The following is an 18,441-nucleotide window of genomic DNA, read 5'->3' on the forward strand; positions in this document are numbered from 1 at the left end:
ACCGAGAGAATGAGAGCTAAACAAGCCATTTGAAGCATTAAAAAAGTGGTACGAATTAGCAACCAATATTTTTCACCGTACCTCCGAACTTTAACTCAAATTAACCTACTCTATTAATTTGGTATTTAAGCCCCAACATTGCGAAACACAACAAAGACACTTACAATGAGATAACAACATTTAATAAAATTACCACTTAATCTGTTTACAATGAATAAGCGATCAAATAAGAAATTTTATGTATCAAAATTAGTTGGTAGGCTTAAAAAATCCGACAGGAAAGCTTTCAACCAATTATTTGAATTGTTATGGGAAAACACATTTACCCATGCTGCTTACATGGTCACCGACGAAGATGTGGCTAAAGATATAGTACAGGACATCTGGTTGGATATTTGGAACCGTAGGAAAACCATAAAGAACCACGATTTTGAAAGGTATATATACAAAGCCGTAAGGAATAACTGTTACAAACATTTTAGATCAGCCAAATTGAAACCCGTTCAACTGGAAGTTATCAAAACATTGAACCTAAAATATGAAGCGGCCATTGATGAATTGCACGATTTAGAAGAAAAAAAGGTACTGATCAGCAGCACTTTGAAGCAGCTTCCACAGAGATGTCAACAAATTTTTAGAATGAGTCGATATGACTTGGTTCCCAATGAACAAATTGCTGAACGATTGGGAATTTCCAAAAGATCGGTAGAAAATCAACTTTCCCTGGCTTTAAAGGCTATTAAGAGCACATTTTTAGCACCTTATAAGATATCAGCTATTTCATTTCTTCTGATGTTTTTCAGCTGACATCACCCCTTATTTTGATAACATAGATATGTTAAAAAAATGTTAAATTCGTTTTTTAACTGTGAGTATACCTGCCTTTTGGGACTTTCTATACACAATGCTACACTTAGAAGTAGATGGAAGAAAAGGAGTTCAAAAAGTTTTTCGATAACTATTTTGAAGACACTTTGTATTCAAAAAGAGGCCGAAGTACTTAAAAGTTTTGATAAAAAACCACAAAATAGTACAAATCCCATTTTTAGAAACGAAGACCACTGGTTGCAGGCATAAGAAGTCTATTCAAGGAGGGCGATCAAAGAAAAAAAAAGTTTAAATCCCACGGTTAAGGATAGCAGCGAGCGTAGCTCTTTTGATCAACTTGAGTTTTGGTGTTTATTTTCTCCTGCAAGAAGATTCAGTGCCCACATCGGTGAATTACATTTCAAAAACCAGGTAATGAGGACAAAATCCAACATTACTCTTCCAGATGAAACAAAGATTAATTAAACTCAGGGAGTTCCTTATCGTTTCCAGAGCATTTTGAAGGCAATACCCAAAAATGGTCTTAAAAGACGAAGCTTTCTTTGATGTTGTCAAAAATCAGAAAACCCCTTTTAAAATAACTACGGAAAATTTAACAACAATTATGTGTGTACTTCATTAAACATTAATGCTTACGATACCAATGATTATGTTGCTGTCACCTCGGCCACAGAAAAAGTAAAAGTTGCCTCTGAACTGAATACACTATGACAAAGACAAGCATGGTTACCAACCAAGTAGATACAACCAAAAATTGGGATGGTGTCATCCAATTTAAAGATGTAACGCTACAGGAAGTTATGGAAAAATAGTTCAATGGATCTATTGAAATTCTGGACAAACACTCTGTGCGATACAGATTTTCTGGGAAATTCAACAATGAGAAATTGTAAACAATTCTAATAAATCTAACTAACCTGCACCCCGTATTAGCCATAACAATCGAATCAAAAGATGCTGTAAATAACCGATAAAGCTCAATATAATTCGGTCAAAAACAAACTAAAAAAGAACTAACCAGTAGGTGCTTTTTTAATTGTAAATATTGAAAACTTAAAAAATAGTAATACTTAATCGAATTATGAAAAGTTTAAAAGCAATTGCTATAATAGTAACATTACTTGTTTTATTACCAGAAACAGCTAAAGCACAAAAAATAATTCCCAATGATAGATATGGTACTGGGCTCTTTATATTGAAATCAAATAATGCACCTAGCCAACAAGGTTCATTTTGTGACCAGCCCGAGTACATTGGTAATTATTATTGGAGCAATACCGGAACAAATCAGAGAGGTATTGCATTTTGGACAGGCGGATCGGATTGTGATCTCAATAGCTCAGTAGTTCGAATGTTAATTCGAAGGGACGGAAAAGTAGGTATCGGAACCAACAATCCTACACGCCTTTTAGATTTAAACGGTGCGTTCCGAGTGCGTTCTGGAGGTGTTAATGGTGATCCTTTAATAGATTTAGACCATTCAGATACTACGGGTTGGTCAAGGATAAACTCCGAGGGCAAATTGGCCTTGGCGGCAAATGATAAGTTAACAGGAAGTAGCAGTTTGCCACATTTATTTATTGATACAGATGGCTCAATTTTTGTAACAGGTGGCGCTAATTTACCTTCTGTTAGCTCTCAAAGTAGAAGTAAGTACAGCTTATTTGTACAAAAAGGGCTATTATCTGAAGACTATGGGCTAGCCCCTCAAGCAACATGGGCTGACTATGTATTCTCTAAGAACTACAAATTAATGCCTTTAGAACAATTATCAACTTACATTCAAAAGTACAAGCACTTGCCTAATATACCTACAGCAAATGAGATTTCCAAAGATGGATATTCCCTACATAAGATGAATGTTAGGTTAACAGAGAAAATAGAAGAGCTAACATTGTATACCCTCAAGCAGCAAGAAGAATTAGATAAAGTAAGAAAAGATTTCGAAGCACTATTGAAATTGGTTAAACCCATACTACAGCAAAAAGTAACTCTAAAAAATCAAAAAAATGACAACTAATACTGTTTTACAAAACATCTTAAAAAAGTACTTTATTAAGAACTTTTGTTCCGTATTTTTCTTGTTATCATTTGCAATCGCGAGCAGTCAAAACCCTGTAAGCGTAACGGGTGAAATTGCCTTGAGGAGTATTTTTGATCCTAAAGCAGATCTTTCTGGAGGTATCATAGGAGAAGTAAAACAAGGAGGAGATATACAAATTGAAGTCTGGACGTATAACGAGTCTAAAACATCAAGGAAGGGGACACTTCTATATCTTATCAAATCCGATGTTACTTCCCTGGAATTTTCTGGAACTCCTTTTACTTACACAAGTAAGTCAAAAATCCCCAACCACCTAGATGCCAAATGGGTCGAACATTACCCCAATACTTGGGTGAGTGATGACATTAAAAGCGCCCTTTGGGGCATTGATAAAACTCGATATGACGATACTGGTAAAACTTCTATTTATGATTTTCTTTCATCCAGTCAAAAAGTTCAAATATTTATGTACGCAACCAATGCTGAATTTTTGGAGGCAAAAATACCGGGATTAGGAATTTTAAGTCCGACTGGTGGTAATATTCTTTTTGATTCAAATCATTTTTGCCATAACATAAAAAATTCAGACCATCCTATTTGTAGAACATGGACAAAGATTAAAACTCCCAAATTAAACCAAGGATCCGATTTGGTTTATGCGGCCCATAGAGGCTACTGGGGGTACGATTTAGGGGACGGCCCACCAGAAAACACTCCAGAAGCAATTCAATCGGCTTTAGATTACACCACTATTATTGAGTCCGATATTATGCGTACTAAAGATAACCAAATGGTCGTAAGTCATGACTATAATTTGCACCGACTAACCAATTATTCTGGACCTGATACTGACTATATATTTGATAAGAACTTAAGTGAGCTTACTTCGTTAAAATTAAAAAGGCGCAATGAGTCTACTAGCAATAATAATTTCATCACATTTTCCGATTTAATTGATGAGATGGTCGCAAAGAACACAGTTTTGACTATTGATATCAAAGGGGCAAGACCGCGATTAAACCCTTACACCAAAGTGTGTGAGGCTAGATGTAACTACGATCCCAGACAAAATCCAAATGCCTATCAATTACAAAAAGAGGACTTTATGCTGATACTCAGAAAATGTATCGAAGTAGCAAACACAAAAAATGCCCTGCAATATGTGGCTTTTAAAACAACATATACATACAACGATATTTTACAGAATATGCCGACAAGTTTTGATAAAACTCTTTTGACCAAAGTACTTTATTTTCCGGTAATACAGCCCGGTAACGATGTTAATGTAAAGGTTCAATTCATAGATGATTGGTACAACCAAGCAGGTGAAAGAATTATGGCTTATGAAACCAACTTCAAAAGTACCGATGAAAGCTATCTTCAACCTTTTACTAGACATGGTAAGCAGTTTCAAAACCTGTTACATTACGTTTATGATCAAACTAAATTAAGACCTGGTATATATCCCGAAGAAGCTATGGGACCTAAAGGAATAGTTGACAGATGGGCTCAGTGGTTAATTAAAAATGCATCAACAGACATAAGGGGAGACCATTATTACCTTATGAGTGTTCCCTATTTCAGAATATCAGTATTAACAACCGACAGGCCCGATGTTTGGTCACAAATTCAAGCTAACTTCAATTAATATAGGTTATGTTAAGATCAATATTTAACAAGTTATTTAGTAGTACCCAAATCGCTTTTTTTTGGATAGTAATTCTATCTTTTCAATTTTCATATAGTCAGGCTGGTCCTTATGCTTATTTTGCTCCACATGGAAATACGGTTTATACCAGTCCCTCCAGTGGCAATCACAATTTCCAGTATACTCCCATGAATCATTTAAGCAATTTGTCAAGCAATACGGACGGTCTAGTTGCAGAAGCAAATTTTGAAGCAGTTAAGAATGGAGATAAATTACTAAAATTTAGCACTAATGGAGGTATTTTGTTAGAGGTTTTTTATAAAAATGAAACCATGTTACTTCGAAGGTATCACAGTAACGGATCTCATTTTGATTATATTTTGTTCGACCCCTTATTTCGTACTTCAGGCTATACACCAATTGATGCTATATGGACGGTAAACTTTTTTTTTACAGCTCATTTTATTTGGATTGAAGTGCAGTTAAATCAAACTCCATTGCCAACCACAACACAATATTTATCCCTTGCATATTTTGGCTTAGACTATAATTTTGACACAGGACATTCCAATATGTCAGAGTTCTTAAACAGAAAGAACAGTGCGAGAATCAGTTGGGGGTCAAATCTAAATAGTTCAGGGTTTAAGATACCGGGGGTATTAAAAATATACGAGTTTAACTATGCCAACCTTTCAAAAGATATTCAGGAAAAGTTTTCCTATCCAATACAACAAAGCGCCAAATCCTCGTTGCCTAAAACTGAATTAGAGGAGGATCATGAGAAGACGTTGCCTCCTAATGAAAATACAACAAAGGAGTCGACCAACCCTATACAGGGGATTGATCAAAAGTTGGTAGTGTATCCAAATCCATCCAATGAATATCTTATGATCAACATCAATTTAGAGAAAAACAAACGAGTACAATTAACAATATTCGATATCTCAGGAAGACCATTATATACCTCGAATAGATACTTAAAAAAAGGGAATAACTCCATTTTGATACAACATAATGAAATAGGACTTAGATCATTTAATTCCCAAACACTCCTTTTAAAGGTTAAAGGGAACAAATTAGATGCAAAGGAAAAGATTATTGTCAACTAACTCGAGAAACTCAATTGTATGATAAAATAACTAACTACAAAACAAAAAAAGGCAGCCTGACCTATCTACTGTGCGAGTAATAACAGACTGCCGGAACGTTTAACAGCAACAAAAACAGAAACTATTAAACTAAAAAAGATGAAATATTATTTAAAACACCCATTCTTGATAATGGTAACAAAACTAAGTATTTATCTAGTACTATTCTTTACGGCACGTCCCATTTTTGCCGATAATATGAATGGCAAAAACTTAGAGACTACAAAAATATCATATTCAGATGAAAAAGCTACTTTATTGAAGGTTTTGAAACCTTTTGAAAAACAATCGTCCTTTCGATTTTTATACGATAGTGATCTAAGTAGAATGAAAACAACGTTTTCATATGATACCGTTGAAATTTTAAGGTGGGATGTCTTAAGGATATTATCAAAGGACGTCCGCCTTAAATTCAATCAGATAAATCGCAGTATTTCGAAAAACGCAGTGCCCAAAAAAGAGAAGAAAATCATGGAGGCTAAACCCATTCTCAAAGAAATTACCGGTAAAGTCACTGACCTAAACGGAGAACCACTACCAGGTGCAAACATTGCCGTAAAAGGTTCTAATGTGGGTACTACTACCAATTTTGAAGGCAAGTTTATTCTTGAAATACCCGATGACGCAAAAATACTGGTTGTATCCTATATAGGATTTAAAACCCAGGAAATCCCTATTCATGGAAAAACAGATTTTACCATTGTAATGCGAGAAAACCCTCAGGCCCTCGATGAAGTTATAGTACGTGGATATCGAAAAAGTTTGAATAAGGCAGTGGAAATTAAAAGGCAGACTATAAATACCGTAGATGCCATTGTTGCGGAAGATATAGCCAAGTTCCCACAATCCAATTTGTCTGAAGCCATTCAAAGAATCTCAGGTATTCAAATAAGAAGGGACAATGCAGGTGGAGTTGGTAACGAGGTAAGTGTTCGAGGTTTACCGCCTGAATACACCCAAGTAACCCTTAACGGGCAAGCGGCCCCCAACTCTAGCGAAGCAACAAGAACCTATAACTTTAACACACTTCCTGCCGAGTTATTTGGCACGGTAGAGGTTTTCAAATCTCCAACCGCTAAACTAGATGAAGGTGGTATTGGTGGTATAGTAAACCTCAAAACAAGAAAGGCACTTGACATTACCGACAGAATATTGGTAGCTTCCGTAGAAGGCTTATACAATACACAAGGTGCTAAAACAACGCCGAAATTAAGTCTTGTTTACGGAAAAAAATGGAACGATAAATTTGGTATTATAACAGGTATAACTTTTAACAGGTACTTAAATGCCTCCCAAGGTTATGACGTAGTACGATATAAAGACCAGTCTTTTGATACCGATGGTGATGGAACAGATGATATTGTTGATGTAAGGATACCACTTCCACGATATGTGCACCAAGGACAAGATGTAGGTAGATTTGCCTTTAATTTTGGCACTCAATACCGTCCTTCTAAAAATTTCACGCTCACTTTTGATACCCTATATTCCAAAAACAAACAAACAGAAACTAGATATGCGCCTATCTTTTTCATACAAGGTACCGATGCAATCGATGTAGAAAATGACGGACCTCTATTACTTTCAGCAACTTTTCAAGATGTTCGTATTGTACTTGAAAATCAACAGCAGTTAAATGATACCGATGTTTTTCAATCCAATTTGGCCGCGAAATGGTGTTTAGATAATGATTGGCAAATAGAATCCACACTATCGTATGGAACCAATAAAAGGTTCATCGATAGACCGCGATATTATGCTCAAAATATAAATAGTGTTTCTTACAGTATTAAGGATGACGAAAGATGGTTTGATTTACAAACACCGACTGATTTAACAGACCCATCCCAATTTACCGTAACCGAAGTTCGCGCCCGTAATTTAAATTTAAGCGACAAGATATTTTCAGGGCAATTTGACATTACAAAGAAAATGAACATCCTACAATTGGATTTTGGTGCCAAATTCAGAAGTAGAAATAAAGAGCGTACTTTTTTTGATAACAGAATTAGAGGCCTAAGCGATCCTTTTGCCCCCATATCAACCTTATTTACAGGGTTCTTAAACAATGTTGATAAAGCTACCGGACCAGAAGAATTTCTGGTTCCTGATTGGGATAAGGCAAAAGCACTTTATGCATCAAAGATAGACCTTACCAATGCCGAACGCAAAGATGCATTTTTTGATATCACAGAAAATATCGCAGCATCTTATGTAATGGGAACTTTCAAATGGGATAAATTCAAGCTAAATGCTGGTGTTAGACTAGTCAATACCTCCTTAACAGCAAAAGGATTGGAATTGGATAAAACTACTGGAAATTATACAGACAGGGAGGTAAAGTCAAGTTATACCGACTTTTTGCCAAGCATTAATTTAAACTACGAAATCAGCAAAGGATTGTTTGCTAGAGGGGCTTTTGCAAGAGTAATGACAAGACCAAACCTTAGCGACCTAACCTCGTATAGGCAAATAGATGACGTAAACCTGACCATTTCAGAAAAAAATCCAGATTTGAAACCTTTTAGGGCCAATCAGTATGAAGTTGCCCTGGAATGGTATCCAACAAGGGAAACACTTATCTCAGGTGCCTTTTTTGTAAAAGATATTGAATCGTTTATAACTACTAAAATTGGACCCGTTCAATTTAATGGTCAAACTTATACGTCCAAAAAACCAGTAAATGGAAACAATGCCTCCATAGTTGGTGTGGAATTGAACTATCAACAACCATTCACCTTTTTACCAAGTCCGTTAGATGGTTTGGGTATCGTAGTCAATTACACGCTTTCTGATAGCAATTTTGAAGAAACCATTGATTTAGGAAAGACTGAAAAATATGGTTTACCCAATAATTCTAAACATTCATTTAACCTTATTGGTTACTACGAAAAATATGATTTCAGCATTCGTGTGGCCCATAACTATCGAAGCAATTTTTTACGTAGCAAACCAGTACCAGAAGATGGTTTAAAATACAGGGATGGTTACGGACAAACCGATATTTCGGCTGGTTATGACTTTTCAGATAAAATTGGCATAACCTTAAATGTTCTAAACGCATTTAATTCTCAGCGATTTGAATACATTTTTGATAAGCGATTTCAGGATAATATTTCCGTTTTTGGAACTACATGGCAGTTCGGAGCACGATACTCCTTCTAGATAAACTAAAGCCTCTCGCTAAAGGCAGGAAGTTTTAAAATTTTGAAACCTTTTAACAAACCAATCCCAAACGATTCTTAAATCACTTGTTTAAAAGTGACTATAAAGTAGTTGCTTGGTTGAGTAACTAAAGATTATTTTGAAAGTACCTAAAAAAATAACATTATTAACAACATTATTCTGTATTGGATTTACCTATTGCCAAGAAAAAAAAGCAATAATAGCTGATAGTTTGATATGGCAAAAAGGTTATCTAGATATTCATTTCATCCACACTGGCAAAGGCAATGCATCTTTTATGGTATTTCCGGACGGTACAACATTGCTTTATGATGCAGGAGACGCAATCTCAGGGGGAAAAAAACCTAGGTATCCATCCTTTGAATCGGATTCGTTTACAGTAGGACAGATTATTCATAAATATATTAAAGCCTTTTCCCCTAATCAAGAAATCGACTATGCTTTAATATCTCACTTTCATGCAGACCATTATGGAGCCTTAAGAAATGGCTTAATAAAATCCAATAAAGGAGATTTTTACCTGACTGGGATAACCGAAGTCGGCGAATTAATTCCTATCAAAAAACTCATAGATAGAGGGTATCCGAATTACGATTATCCTATCGACAGAAGATTTAAACCAGGTGACAAGAGCACTTTAAAATCAAAGGAAAAGGACAGTACCTTTCTAAATTACCTCAGCTATATTCAAACACATCAAAAACAAGGTGGTTTAGTCGTTGAAAAGTTTTTGGCCGGTAGTAATCGACAAATTAAAATGGTAAATTCCCCTGAGTCCTATCCTGAATTCAGTGTTCAAAATTTAAAAGTCAATAATAGGATTTGGACGGGAAATGGAAACAACATAAGGGAATTGGAATTTAAGCCACCATTGATAAACAAGTTTGGGTATTACAATGAAAACCCATTGAGCCTTGCTCTAAAAATAGCGTACGGGGATTTCGATTACTATGTAGGTGGCGACACGTCGGGAGTTGACGACTACCCCGATTATGACATAGAATCTGAAATGATTGAAATCATTGGTGAAGTAGATGCCATGACTCTGGACCACCATGGGTATAAAGATGCGTCTAATACCTTGTTCCTAAAACACCTAAGACCACAGGTCATTGTACATCAAAGCCTGCATGATCCACATTTTTCCGAAAATATTCAACAGAACCTTCTAAAAACCAAGTCGGATGTGTTTTCGTTATTTGTCGGAGATAAAATAAAAAACAAATACGGCAATCAGATCGATACAATCTATAAACAGAAAAAGGGACATTTCTTTATAAGAGTATATCCAAAAGGGCAAAAATTCGAGGTCATCACTTTAAAACCAGACAGTTCCCTTTCCCTAAATAAAAAATATGGTCCTTACACATCAAAAAAATAACATTTTACACGATAAGTAACATGAAAAAAAAAACACTTAAAGCCTTCCTATTAATGGTTGTTCTTGTATTTGCTTCCTGCAAACAAAAGCGAGAAACCCAACCCTTACATTCCATAAAAGATAAGCATTCAAACACTTTAAACGATATATCGCATTTAAAAAACAAACTGAAAACCCCAAACGATAAGGACATCATGGTCATCGCCCACCGTGGTGATTGGCGCAACGCCCCAGAAAACTCATTACAAGCCATACAAAACTGTATCGATATGGGCGTGGACATGGTAGAAATTGATGTACGTACCACCAAAGATGGGCATCTGGTACTGATGCATGACCAAACCGTAGACAGAACTACAACCGGAAAGGGCAAAGTTTCAGAAATAACATTAGATAGTTTACGAACCCTGTACCTTAAAAATGGTGCCAACCATCCCACCCACCACAAAATACCTACCCTTGAGGAAGCCATGCAAGTAGCCAAGGATAAAATACTGGTGAATCTAGACAAGAGTTATCAGATATTTGACAAAGTATACGAGGTATTGCAAAAAACGGGTACGACCGACCAGGTAGTAATGAAAGGTAAAGTACCTCTGCCACTAGTAAAACAGGAGTTTGGCAAATATCTGGATAAAGTGACCTTTATGCCCATAGTAGATGTGAATGAACCCGATGCCGAACAGATAATAGATGCGTATTTGCAAGAGTTAAAACCTGTGGCATTCGAGGTACTTTTTAAAAAAGAAACACCCAAAGTATATGAACTAATACGGAAAATAGACGATGCTGGTTCACGAGTATGGGTGAACACGCTTTGGAAATCATTGAATGCCGGTTATGACGACGATACGGCGATTAAAAACACTGATAGCATCTACGGCTTTCTGATAAAAAAGGGTACGGGCATGATACAAACGGATAGACCTCAATTGTTATTAGACTATTTGCGTAAAAAAGGACTTCATGAATAGTAATTTGAGTTCGTTTGAAATGTTAAAAATTAAAGAAAATGTTAGAATATTTCAAAAAATCACCGCCTGTTGATCCAATTTTAGAAGAATCAGAACAAAAGGCCTTTAATAAAAAATTTAAGTGGGAAGTATTCCTATCGGCTACCATAGGTTATGGACTATACTATGTTTGCCGTTTGAGCCTCAATGTGGTTAAAAAACCCATAGTGGATAGCGGTGTACTCACCGAATCTCAATTGGGCATCATTGGTTCTGCCCTATTCTTTAGCTATGCCGTTGGCAAGTTCAGCAATGGCTTTTTGGCAGACTACAGCAACATACGTCGCTTCATGAGCCTAGGACTTTTGGTGTCTGCCTTGACCAATATGATTATGGGGTTTACGAGTCTGTTCTTATTCTTTGCCATTTGTTGGGGTGTGAATGGTTGGGTACAGTCCATGGGCGCACCATCGAGTGTGGTATCGTTGTCGCGTTGGTACAATGACAAGGAACGTGGGACTTTCTACGGCTTTTGGAGCACCAGCCATAACATCGGAGAGGCACTGACCTATATCCTCACGGCCGTAGTGACCTCCTATTTTGGGTGGCGTTGGGGTTTTCGTGCAGCTGGACTTATCGGGATAACAGGGGCTATCCTTATTTACTTTTTCTTCCATGATAGTCCTGAGAGCAAGGGGCTGCCAGCGGTAAACCCCGAAACCTCCAATAAAAAGACAAGTACTTGGCAAGAGCAGAAACTCGCCCTTAGGAATCCTCATATTTGGATGTTGGCGCTTTCGAGTGGCTTTATGTATATCTCCCGTTACGCCGTGAACAGTTGGGGACCTTATTATTTTGAGGCTGCCAAGGGCTATTCACTTACCCAAGCAAATTCTTTGGTAGCTATAAGTGCCGTATGTGGAATTTTAGGCACAGCTTCTTCAGGATTTATATCAGACAAATTTTTCAAGGGACATCGAAATATGCCTGCCTTTCTATATGGATTGATGAATATTGCAGGGCTTTCATTGTTTTTGCTCGGCCCTCAAGGTCTCTGGTGGGTTGATGCCCTGAGCATGGTCATCTTCGGATTGGCAATCGGAGCTTTGATATGCTACCTAGGAGGCTTGATGGCCGTTGATATAGCCTCAAAAAAAGCTTCAGGTGCGGCATTGGGAATGGTAGGAATCATGAGCTATGCCGCAGCGGGCATCCAGGACATTGCCAGCGGTTATATTATAGAAGGCAATAAGAGCGTAGTCAATGGAGAAACGGTCTATGATTTTTCTACTATTACAGTTTTCTGGATAGGTGCGGCTATTCTTTCAGTTCTGTTTGCTTTATTAACATGGAAAAAAACTTAAAGCATCCCCTTAAAACATACAATAGACACTATCATTTTTGATTCGGGTGTGGACATCATGGATTTGGAAGTCGGCAGGACCGCTGAAGGTTTTAAACACATGGGAATAACCGACAACACAAACGAAACAGGGAATCATGATACCAATCAAGTAAAAGAAATATTCGAATAAAGTATAAATTCACATAACTCTATAATTCATAACACTATAAAATTAGCAAGGCGTACTATACCAAATTTACTTAGTGGCATCTGACGCTTTTTAAGTATCTTTCCCCGACATCAAAAATAACGGGCCTGCTTGTATCACCTAATTAAATGTTTATGCACAAGCATGCCATAAAAACGATTATGAAAATTAGAGAAGCACATAGTGGTGTTGGCAGGAAATGGAAATCTGACGGAACTAAAAAAACATTGAATTCCCGATATACTCAACTTGAATTGAACATTACTTGGGAAAATACCCTTACTTACTCTCGAATGGAAACGGTAGATTTCTTATTAGAAATTGGAGCTGATTTTTCCAATTACAATCATCAAGCTGTCTACAATACAATTCACAACAACGAGGTGAACACAATAATGAAGAGCATCACAGCGCAACGAATATAAAATAGCGGATGAATCGCGTAATCTGAAGAAAATAAATCAAGCATCAATAATAATCCGAAAAGAGAAGGTATAAAATCCGCTACTTTTCAACTACAACAACCTTGACAATAAGCTAAAAAATGACAAACGAAAAAAACAAAATCATCGGAATTAGATTGGCATCAATGCTTTTAGACCATTTCATTATGACTTTTGGAATTGTAATAATTCTATTTATCCTTGCAGGAATTGGGCTCTTATTATTGGGAATCCCTACGAACGATGATCTACCTGAATGGTTTATAATCATTCCCCTATTTTTGGGAACAATGATCTTCTCCATATACTTAAACAAAGATGCAATTAGAGGAAAAAGTCCCGCTAAAAGAATTCTTGGACTGGTAATTATTGATTATAAAACAGGAGAAATAGCGAATCCTTTAAAATCATTCATTAGAAACCTAACCTTAATCTTTTGGCCAATTGAGGTTATTTTTTCTCTTTTCTCACCCGAACGTAGAATTGGAGATCATATCGCGGGTACAAAAGTAATTTCTGATGATAAAACTTTGAAAACTGAATTAAAAATTGGTCAAATTATAATAAGCCTAGTAATCGGAATGCTATTCATGGCTTTAATTACGGCATTACAATTCACACTAGCAGGAACATTTAGAAGCATGATGAACTGGTAAAAGGTCAGTTACCAGGAAACTATAGCTGCAATCACGGCAGATTCGACTAGGACAGTAGCCATTGAGAGTCACTAAGATCATCGCCAAAACTAAAATTTTGGCGTAGCTGGACCTCATAGATGATAATACGAGACCGTTGTACAACATCGTTTACGTTGCATTAAAATGAAACTCGATGAAAAATGGAAAACATAGCCCCCCGGATGGCTGGTTGCTTTAGCAAAGGATCAAATTCCAGATAGGCCTAAAATAGTATCAGCTTTATCAAATTGAGTAAATGCTAAACGTGAAAGTAACGCGTCTAACTACTTCGTTAGTAGCGACACTCCCAATCAGCCTAACGCTGAATGGCAATTTGAAGAAAATATTACACTGGAAGACAAAGAAGAAGAGTACAATTGTTCTCGATGTGCTAAAAGGGAGTAAGATTTTGGGAACAGAACATCTGAAATACCTAAAATAAACCGTTCGAAAACAAATACAGCGTGTCCTGTACGATATGTACAAACTTGTTGAAAACCACTTAAACCTATGAATATGAAAAAAATTATTGATATCACATTAAGACCTACTACTCAAAATGATTTGGAAACGCTCTTCAAATTTCAACTCGATAAAAAAGCAAACTATTTAGCCGCTTTTACGTCAGAAGATCCTACTGATAAAAAAGCGTATACGGAAAAGTGGACAAGGTTATTGGCTGACGAAAGAATAACTACTAAAACTGTGATTGAAGATGGTACTATTGTAGGAAGCATTACTAAATATGAAATGAATGGAAATGCAGAAATCACGTATTGGATTGGAAAAGAATTTTGGGGTAAAGGAATTGCGAGTTCTGCTCTAAGGGAGTTTCTTAAGTTAGAAACGACAAGACCAATATATGGACGTGTTGCTTTTGATAATATCGGTTCTCAAAAAGTCTTAACGAATTGTGGATTTACTAAAATCGGAACAGAAAAAGGATTTGCAAATGCTCGTATGAAGGAAATTGAGGAGTTTGTGTTTGAATTACAACAGTAAATAAACCACTAGTAATAGCCATAAACTAAAAAACTACAGTACAAAACTATACCCACACTTACAAATTAACTTGGGGCTAGAAGTAATAGCATAAGGCCCTTTTGATACCTAGAAACCAACACAACTAGACAACGACAGGGCCGTTTTTCCGACAAAAAAACATCCTAGTAAAATAAAACAAACTAAATAACAAAGTTTTTATTAATTTTAGTTAGCTTAAAAATTAATAGGTTTTGGTCAGAACGGACAAGTATATTTCACTAGATGATATTTATAGATATGACAAATTACTAGATTTACATATTCAAAGTCACAAAGTAAAGAAAGGAGAAGTATTTCTTAAGCAAGGTCATAAATGTGATTATTTCTATTACATCACGAAAGGCTTGATGCGAATATTTTATTTCGATTTAGACGGCAATGAAGTAACGCATTGGTTTTCTAATGAAGATATGATGATCACCTCACCAGACAGTTTCTATAATGACAGGGAAAATATTTTAAATTTTGAAGCTTTAGAAGATTGTGAATTTTTGTTAGTGACCAGAGAACATTTAAAAACAGCATCTAAAAACATCCCGAATTTCGATGTCATCTACAGAAAACTCATCGTTGATTTTACAGTTGCATTAAGCAGGAGAGTAATGAGTGTCCATACAGAGTCAGCAGAATACAGGTACCTCAAACTAATAAAAGAATACCCCACAATTTTTCACCGAGCCAAACTATCTCATATCGCTTCTTACCTGGGCATAACCATACAAAGTTTAAGCAGAATACGAAAGAAGCTGATTTCCTAATTTTTTACCCTAGGGTAAAAGAACTACTTTTTTCGCAACAGAACTTTGCAGTGTAATAATTCACAGGGCATTTCCCTTTTTATTTTAACACTATGAAGTACGAAGCTATTAAACACTCTTGCAGTGGTCATTTTATTCATTTAGAAAACACAAGAGCTTTTGTGTACGAGAAAGGTGCTGGAGAAACGGTAATATGTTTCCATGGCGTACCAGCCTCATCTTTCCTCTACCGCAAACTAATCCACGAGTTGGCCGCTAAAAACCTACGAGCTATCAGCTTTGATTTATTGGGTATGGGTTTAAGTGATCGACCTGAAGATTTCAACTACAATTGGACAAATTTAGGTGAATGGACCTTGGAATTGATCAATGCGTTAGAACTTACTAATTTTCATATCATACTTCATGATATAGGAGGCCCAATAGCCTGTGAAATAATCTCAAAGATCCCCGAACGCGTACTTTCAGTAACTATTTTAAATACGCTACTAACCAATCTCCCCGAGTTTAAGAAACCTTTTCCTATGTCGCTATTCGAGAAAAAATATCTTGGAGAGTTTGCTCTTAAAACAACTACTGCGCTTGTCTTTAAGTATTTGATGTACCTTAGAGGTATTCATAATAAAGAAGCATTTAATTTAACAGAAGCTCAGGCATATGTCGACTTTCTCAATGGCGATGACAACGGAAAAAGTTTTCTTAAGATTATGAGAAACTTTGAAACTACCCAAGAAAAAGAAGCCGACTATATCAGCAGTCTAACAAATTTATCGGTCCCAAAACAAATTATTTGGGGAATCAATGACAAAGGGCTTACACTTAAAGAATACGGTATACCTCTGCAAAAAAAATTAAACATTCCTCTAATACCACTCCCTGGATCACATTTCTTACAAGAAGATTATGCTCATGAAATTTCTGAATACTTCGTACAGTTGATTTTAAAATAGTGCAATGGTTTTTGCTTACAGTTAAGGCTTTACTACAACGATAAAAACAATCTAAACACTATATCACATGCCTGTACTCAATAAAATACTCATAACCGTTGGAGAAAATCATTTCTCAAATAAAATGATGAGAAGCCTGGAACAAATAGTTGTTCAGAACTATAAAATACACATCAGTAAAAGCAAAACTATTGTCGTATGGAATATTATTGCGCAGGGGAATGCGTACAATAATTATCAATTGAAGCCCCCTTCAATCATAACATTTGGTTGTGAGCAGCACATTTCACAAAACCAACGAATCAATTTTTTTAAGTCCCTCTCAAGAGACTGGATTTTACTAACGAATCAGCATTTAAATGATATCCTAATTGGTGCATTCGACGAAACGACATTCAATTCTTTATTAAAAAGAAATAGTAGTCATTATTCATTATTAGGAAAAGTAAAATACTATACTTCCCTTATAACACAACTACTAACAACCACACTAAAAACAGGACTTTACACAATCAATTCAACCAATAAAAGAAAATAAAATGCCTGTTTATACAGTCTTTACAGAAAACTATTTAACGCCGATTCAAAAGAAACGTATCTCAAAAAAAATTACGGATCTACACAGTACAGTTACCAACGTCCCTTCCGAATTAATCACCGTCTTGTTTAGGTCAGGCTTTCACTTAGAAAAGGACTACGAGCTTATTATCTCAGGCATCTTAAGAACAGGAGGAAATAGAACTGATAGCATGTTTAAAACATTAGGGATTGCCTTAGTAAACGAATTATCTCAAGTGATCGCCATAGATCAAAACAAGATCCATTGGGACTTTTTAGAGGTAAAAGCCAAATGGGTTTTTGGACGAGGTGCTGTACTACCCAGCCCTGGTAAAGAAGCGCAATGCTGTAAATAGAATTTCAATGCAAGCTAATATCAAAGGATTTTTTACCCTATGGTAAATTACTGACCAACAACCAATTGTAACTTGCACTCAGATAAAAAACAAGTAAACATATAAAACAGATCGTATGAAAACAACAGAGAAAACAGCCTTGATAACCGGTGCTGCAAGTGGAATTGGAAGAGAGTTTTCAAGAATTCACGCAAAAAGAGGAGGTAATATTATCGCCGTAGACATGAATGCAGAAGGTTTAAAAAACTTAAAGACCGAACTGGAAAATGAACATGGTATAAAGGTCTATACTATCGTTAAAAATCTCACTCAATTATCGGCTCCCCAAGAGATCCATGATGAGTTGTTAAGTCATGAAATAGCAGTAGATTATTTAATTAACAATGCTGGTTTTGGTGGCGTAGGAGCCTTTCATGAAAGAGACTGGGCAAAAGACCAGGCTATGATTCAGGTGAACGTACTAGCCCTAACCTCCTTAACAAGGCAATTTTTGCCTGATTTCGTAGCGCGTGATTCTGGTAAAATACTAAATGTTTCATCAACAGTGAGCTTAGTACCAGGTCCTCTTCAAGCGGTCTATTTTGCTACCAAAGCTTATGTAACCTCCTTTAGCAATGCGCTATCAGGTGAATTAAGCGGCACGGGAGTATCTATGACCGCCTTATTACCCGGCGCAACAAAAACAGCTTTTGGAGATGCTTCAGGTATGAATAAAACTCCAATTTATAAAAGACCAGCCAGTGCCAAAGAGGTAGCCGAAGCAGGTTATAATGCAATGTTAGCAAGCAAAATTGAAGTTATAGCAGGATTGCCATGGGAACAACGCATGGAATTAAAATTCATTCCATTTATGCCTAAAAAGGCGCTGATAGAAAGAATGAAAAAACAATCAACCCACTAATTTTCATCAAAAA

Annotated in this window: 16 protein-coding genes; all 16 read left to right on the forward strand. The window is 36.2% G+C overall.

Going from position 1 to position 18,441, the window contains the following annotated elements; genetic code table 11:
• Positions 1–210 precede the first annotated feature (210 nt).
• Positions 211–807, forward strand: coding sequence for an RNA polymerase sigma factor (locus ACXAG7_RS09675; RefSeq protein WP_476666685.1), 597 nt, complete (start codon positions 211–213; stop codon positions 805–807).
• Between the two features lie 1,102 nt (positions 808–1,909).
• The gene (locus ACXAG7_RS09680; RefSeq protein ID WP_476666686.1) at positions 1,910–2,848 is read left to right on the forward strand and encodes a hypothetical protein; all 939 of its coding nucleotides are present in this window, start codon (positions 1,910–1,912) and stop codon (positions 2,846–2,848) included.
• The gene (locus tag ACXAG7_RS09685; RefSeq protein ID WP_476666687.1) at positions 2,838–4,520 is read left to right on the forward strand and encodes a glycerophosphodiester phosphodiesterase family protein; all 1,683 of its coding nucleotides are present in this window, start codon (positions 2,838–2,840) and stop codon (positions 4,518–4,520) included. The genes ACXAG7_RS09680 and ACXAG7_RS09685 overlap by 11 nt, the downstream gene beginning before the upstream one ends.
• An 8-nt stretch (positions 4,521–4,528) precedes the next feature.
• Complete coding sequence (locus ACXAG7_RS09690; protein WP_476666688.1) at positions 4,529–5,629, forward strand: T9SS type A sorting domain-containing protein; 1,101 nt, start codon at positions 4,529–4,531, stop codon at positions 5,627–5,629.
• Between the two features lie 138 nt (positions 5,630–5,767).
• The gene (locus ACXAG7_RS09695; protein ID WP_476666689.1) at positions 5,768–8,833 is read left to right on the forward strand and encodes a TonB-dependent receptor; all 3,066 of its coding nucleotides are present in this window, start codon (positions 5,768–5,770) and stop codon (positions 8,831–8,833) included.
• A 139-nt stretch (positions 8,834–8,972) separates the two neighbouring features.
• Positions 8,973–10,235, forward strand: coding sequence for a ComEC/Rec2 family competence protein (locus ACXAG7_RS09700; protein WP_476666690.1), 1,263 nt, complete (start codon positions 8,973–8,975; stop codon positions 10,233–10,235).
• A gap of 20 nt (positions 10,236–10,255) precedes the next feature.
• Complete coding sequence (locus ACXAG7_RS09705) at positions 10,256–11,209, forward strand: glycerophosphodiester phosphodiesterase family protein (RefSeq protein ID WP_476666691.1); 954 nt, start codon at positions 10,256–10,258, stop codon at positions 11,207–11,209.
• 38 nt (positions 11,210–11,247) lie between these two features.
• A complete protein-coding gene (locus ACXAG7_RS09710; RefSeq protein ID WP_476666692.1) occupies positions 11,248–12,552 on the forward strand; it encodes an MFS transporter in 1,305 nt (434 codons plus the stop codon).
• A gap of 350 nt (positions 12,553–12,902) precedes the next feature.
• A complete protein-coding gene (locus ACXAG7_RS09715) occupies positions 12,903–13,166 on the forward strand; it encodes a hypothetical protein (RefSeq protein ID WP_476666693.1) in 264 nt (87 codons plus the stop codon).
• 119 nt (positions 13,167–13,285) lie between these two features.
• Positions 13,286–13,840, forward strand: a complete 555-nt coding sequence (locus tag ACXAG7_RS09720; RefSeq protein WP_476666694.1) for an RDD family protein — start codon at positions 13,286–13,288, stop codon at positions 13,838–13,840.
• Between the two features lie 537 nt (positions 13,841–14,377).
• Complete coding sequence (locus tag ACXAG7_RS09725) at positions 14,378–14,863, forward strand: GNAT family N-acetyltransferase (RefSeq protein ID WP_408045091.1); 486 nt, start codon at positions 14,378–14,380, stop codon at positions 14,861–14,863.
• A 233-nt stretch (positions 14,864–15,096) separates the two neighbouring features.
• Positions 15,097–15,663, forward strand: coding sequence for a Crp/Fnr family transcriptional regulator (locus ACXAG7_RS09730; protein WP_408045092.1), 567 nt, complete (start codon positions 15,097–15,099; stop codon positions 15,661–15,663).
• A gap of 92 nt (positions 15,664–15,755) precedes the next feature.
• The gene (locus ACXAG7_RS09735; protein WP_408045093.1) at positions 15,756–16,613 is read left to right on the forward strand and encodes an alpha/beta fold hydrolase; all 858 of its coding nucleotides are present in this window, start codon (positions 15,756–15,758) and stop codon (positions 16,611–16,613) included.
• A gap of 67 nt (positions 16,614–16,680) precedes the next feature.
• Positions 16,681–17,151, forward strand: coding sequence for a hypothetical protein (locus ACXAG7_RS09740; RefSeq protein ID WP_476666695.1), 471 nt, complete (start codon positions 16,681–16,683; stop codon positions 17,149–17,151).
• A 1-nt stretch (position 17,152) separates the two neighbouring features.
• Entirely contained in the window at positions 17,153–17,527 is a 375-nt protein-coding gene (locus ACXAG7_RS09745; RefSeq protein WP_476666696.1) for a tautomerase family protein, read from the forward strand.
• A 115-nt stretch (positions 17,528–17,642) separates the two neighbouring features.
• Positions 17,643–18,428, forward strand: a complete 786-nt coding sequence (locus tag ACXAG7_RS09750) for an SDR family NAD(P)-dependent oxidoreductase (RefSeq protein ID WP_476666697.1) — start codon at positions 17,643–17,645, stop codon at positions 18,426–18,428.
• Positions 18,429–18,441 lie beyond the last annotated feature (13 nt).

Source organism: Tenacibaculum sp. AWR4_210, assembly GCF_056160945.1.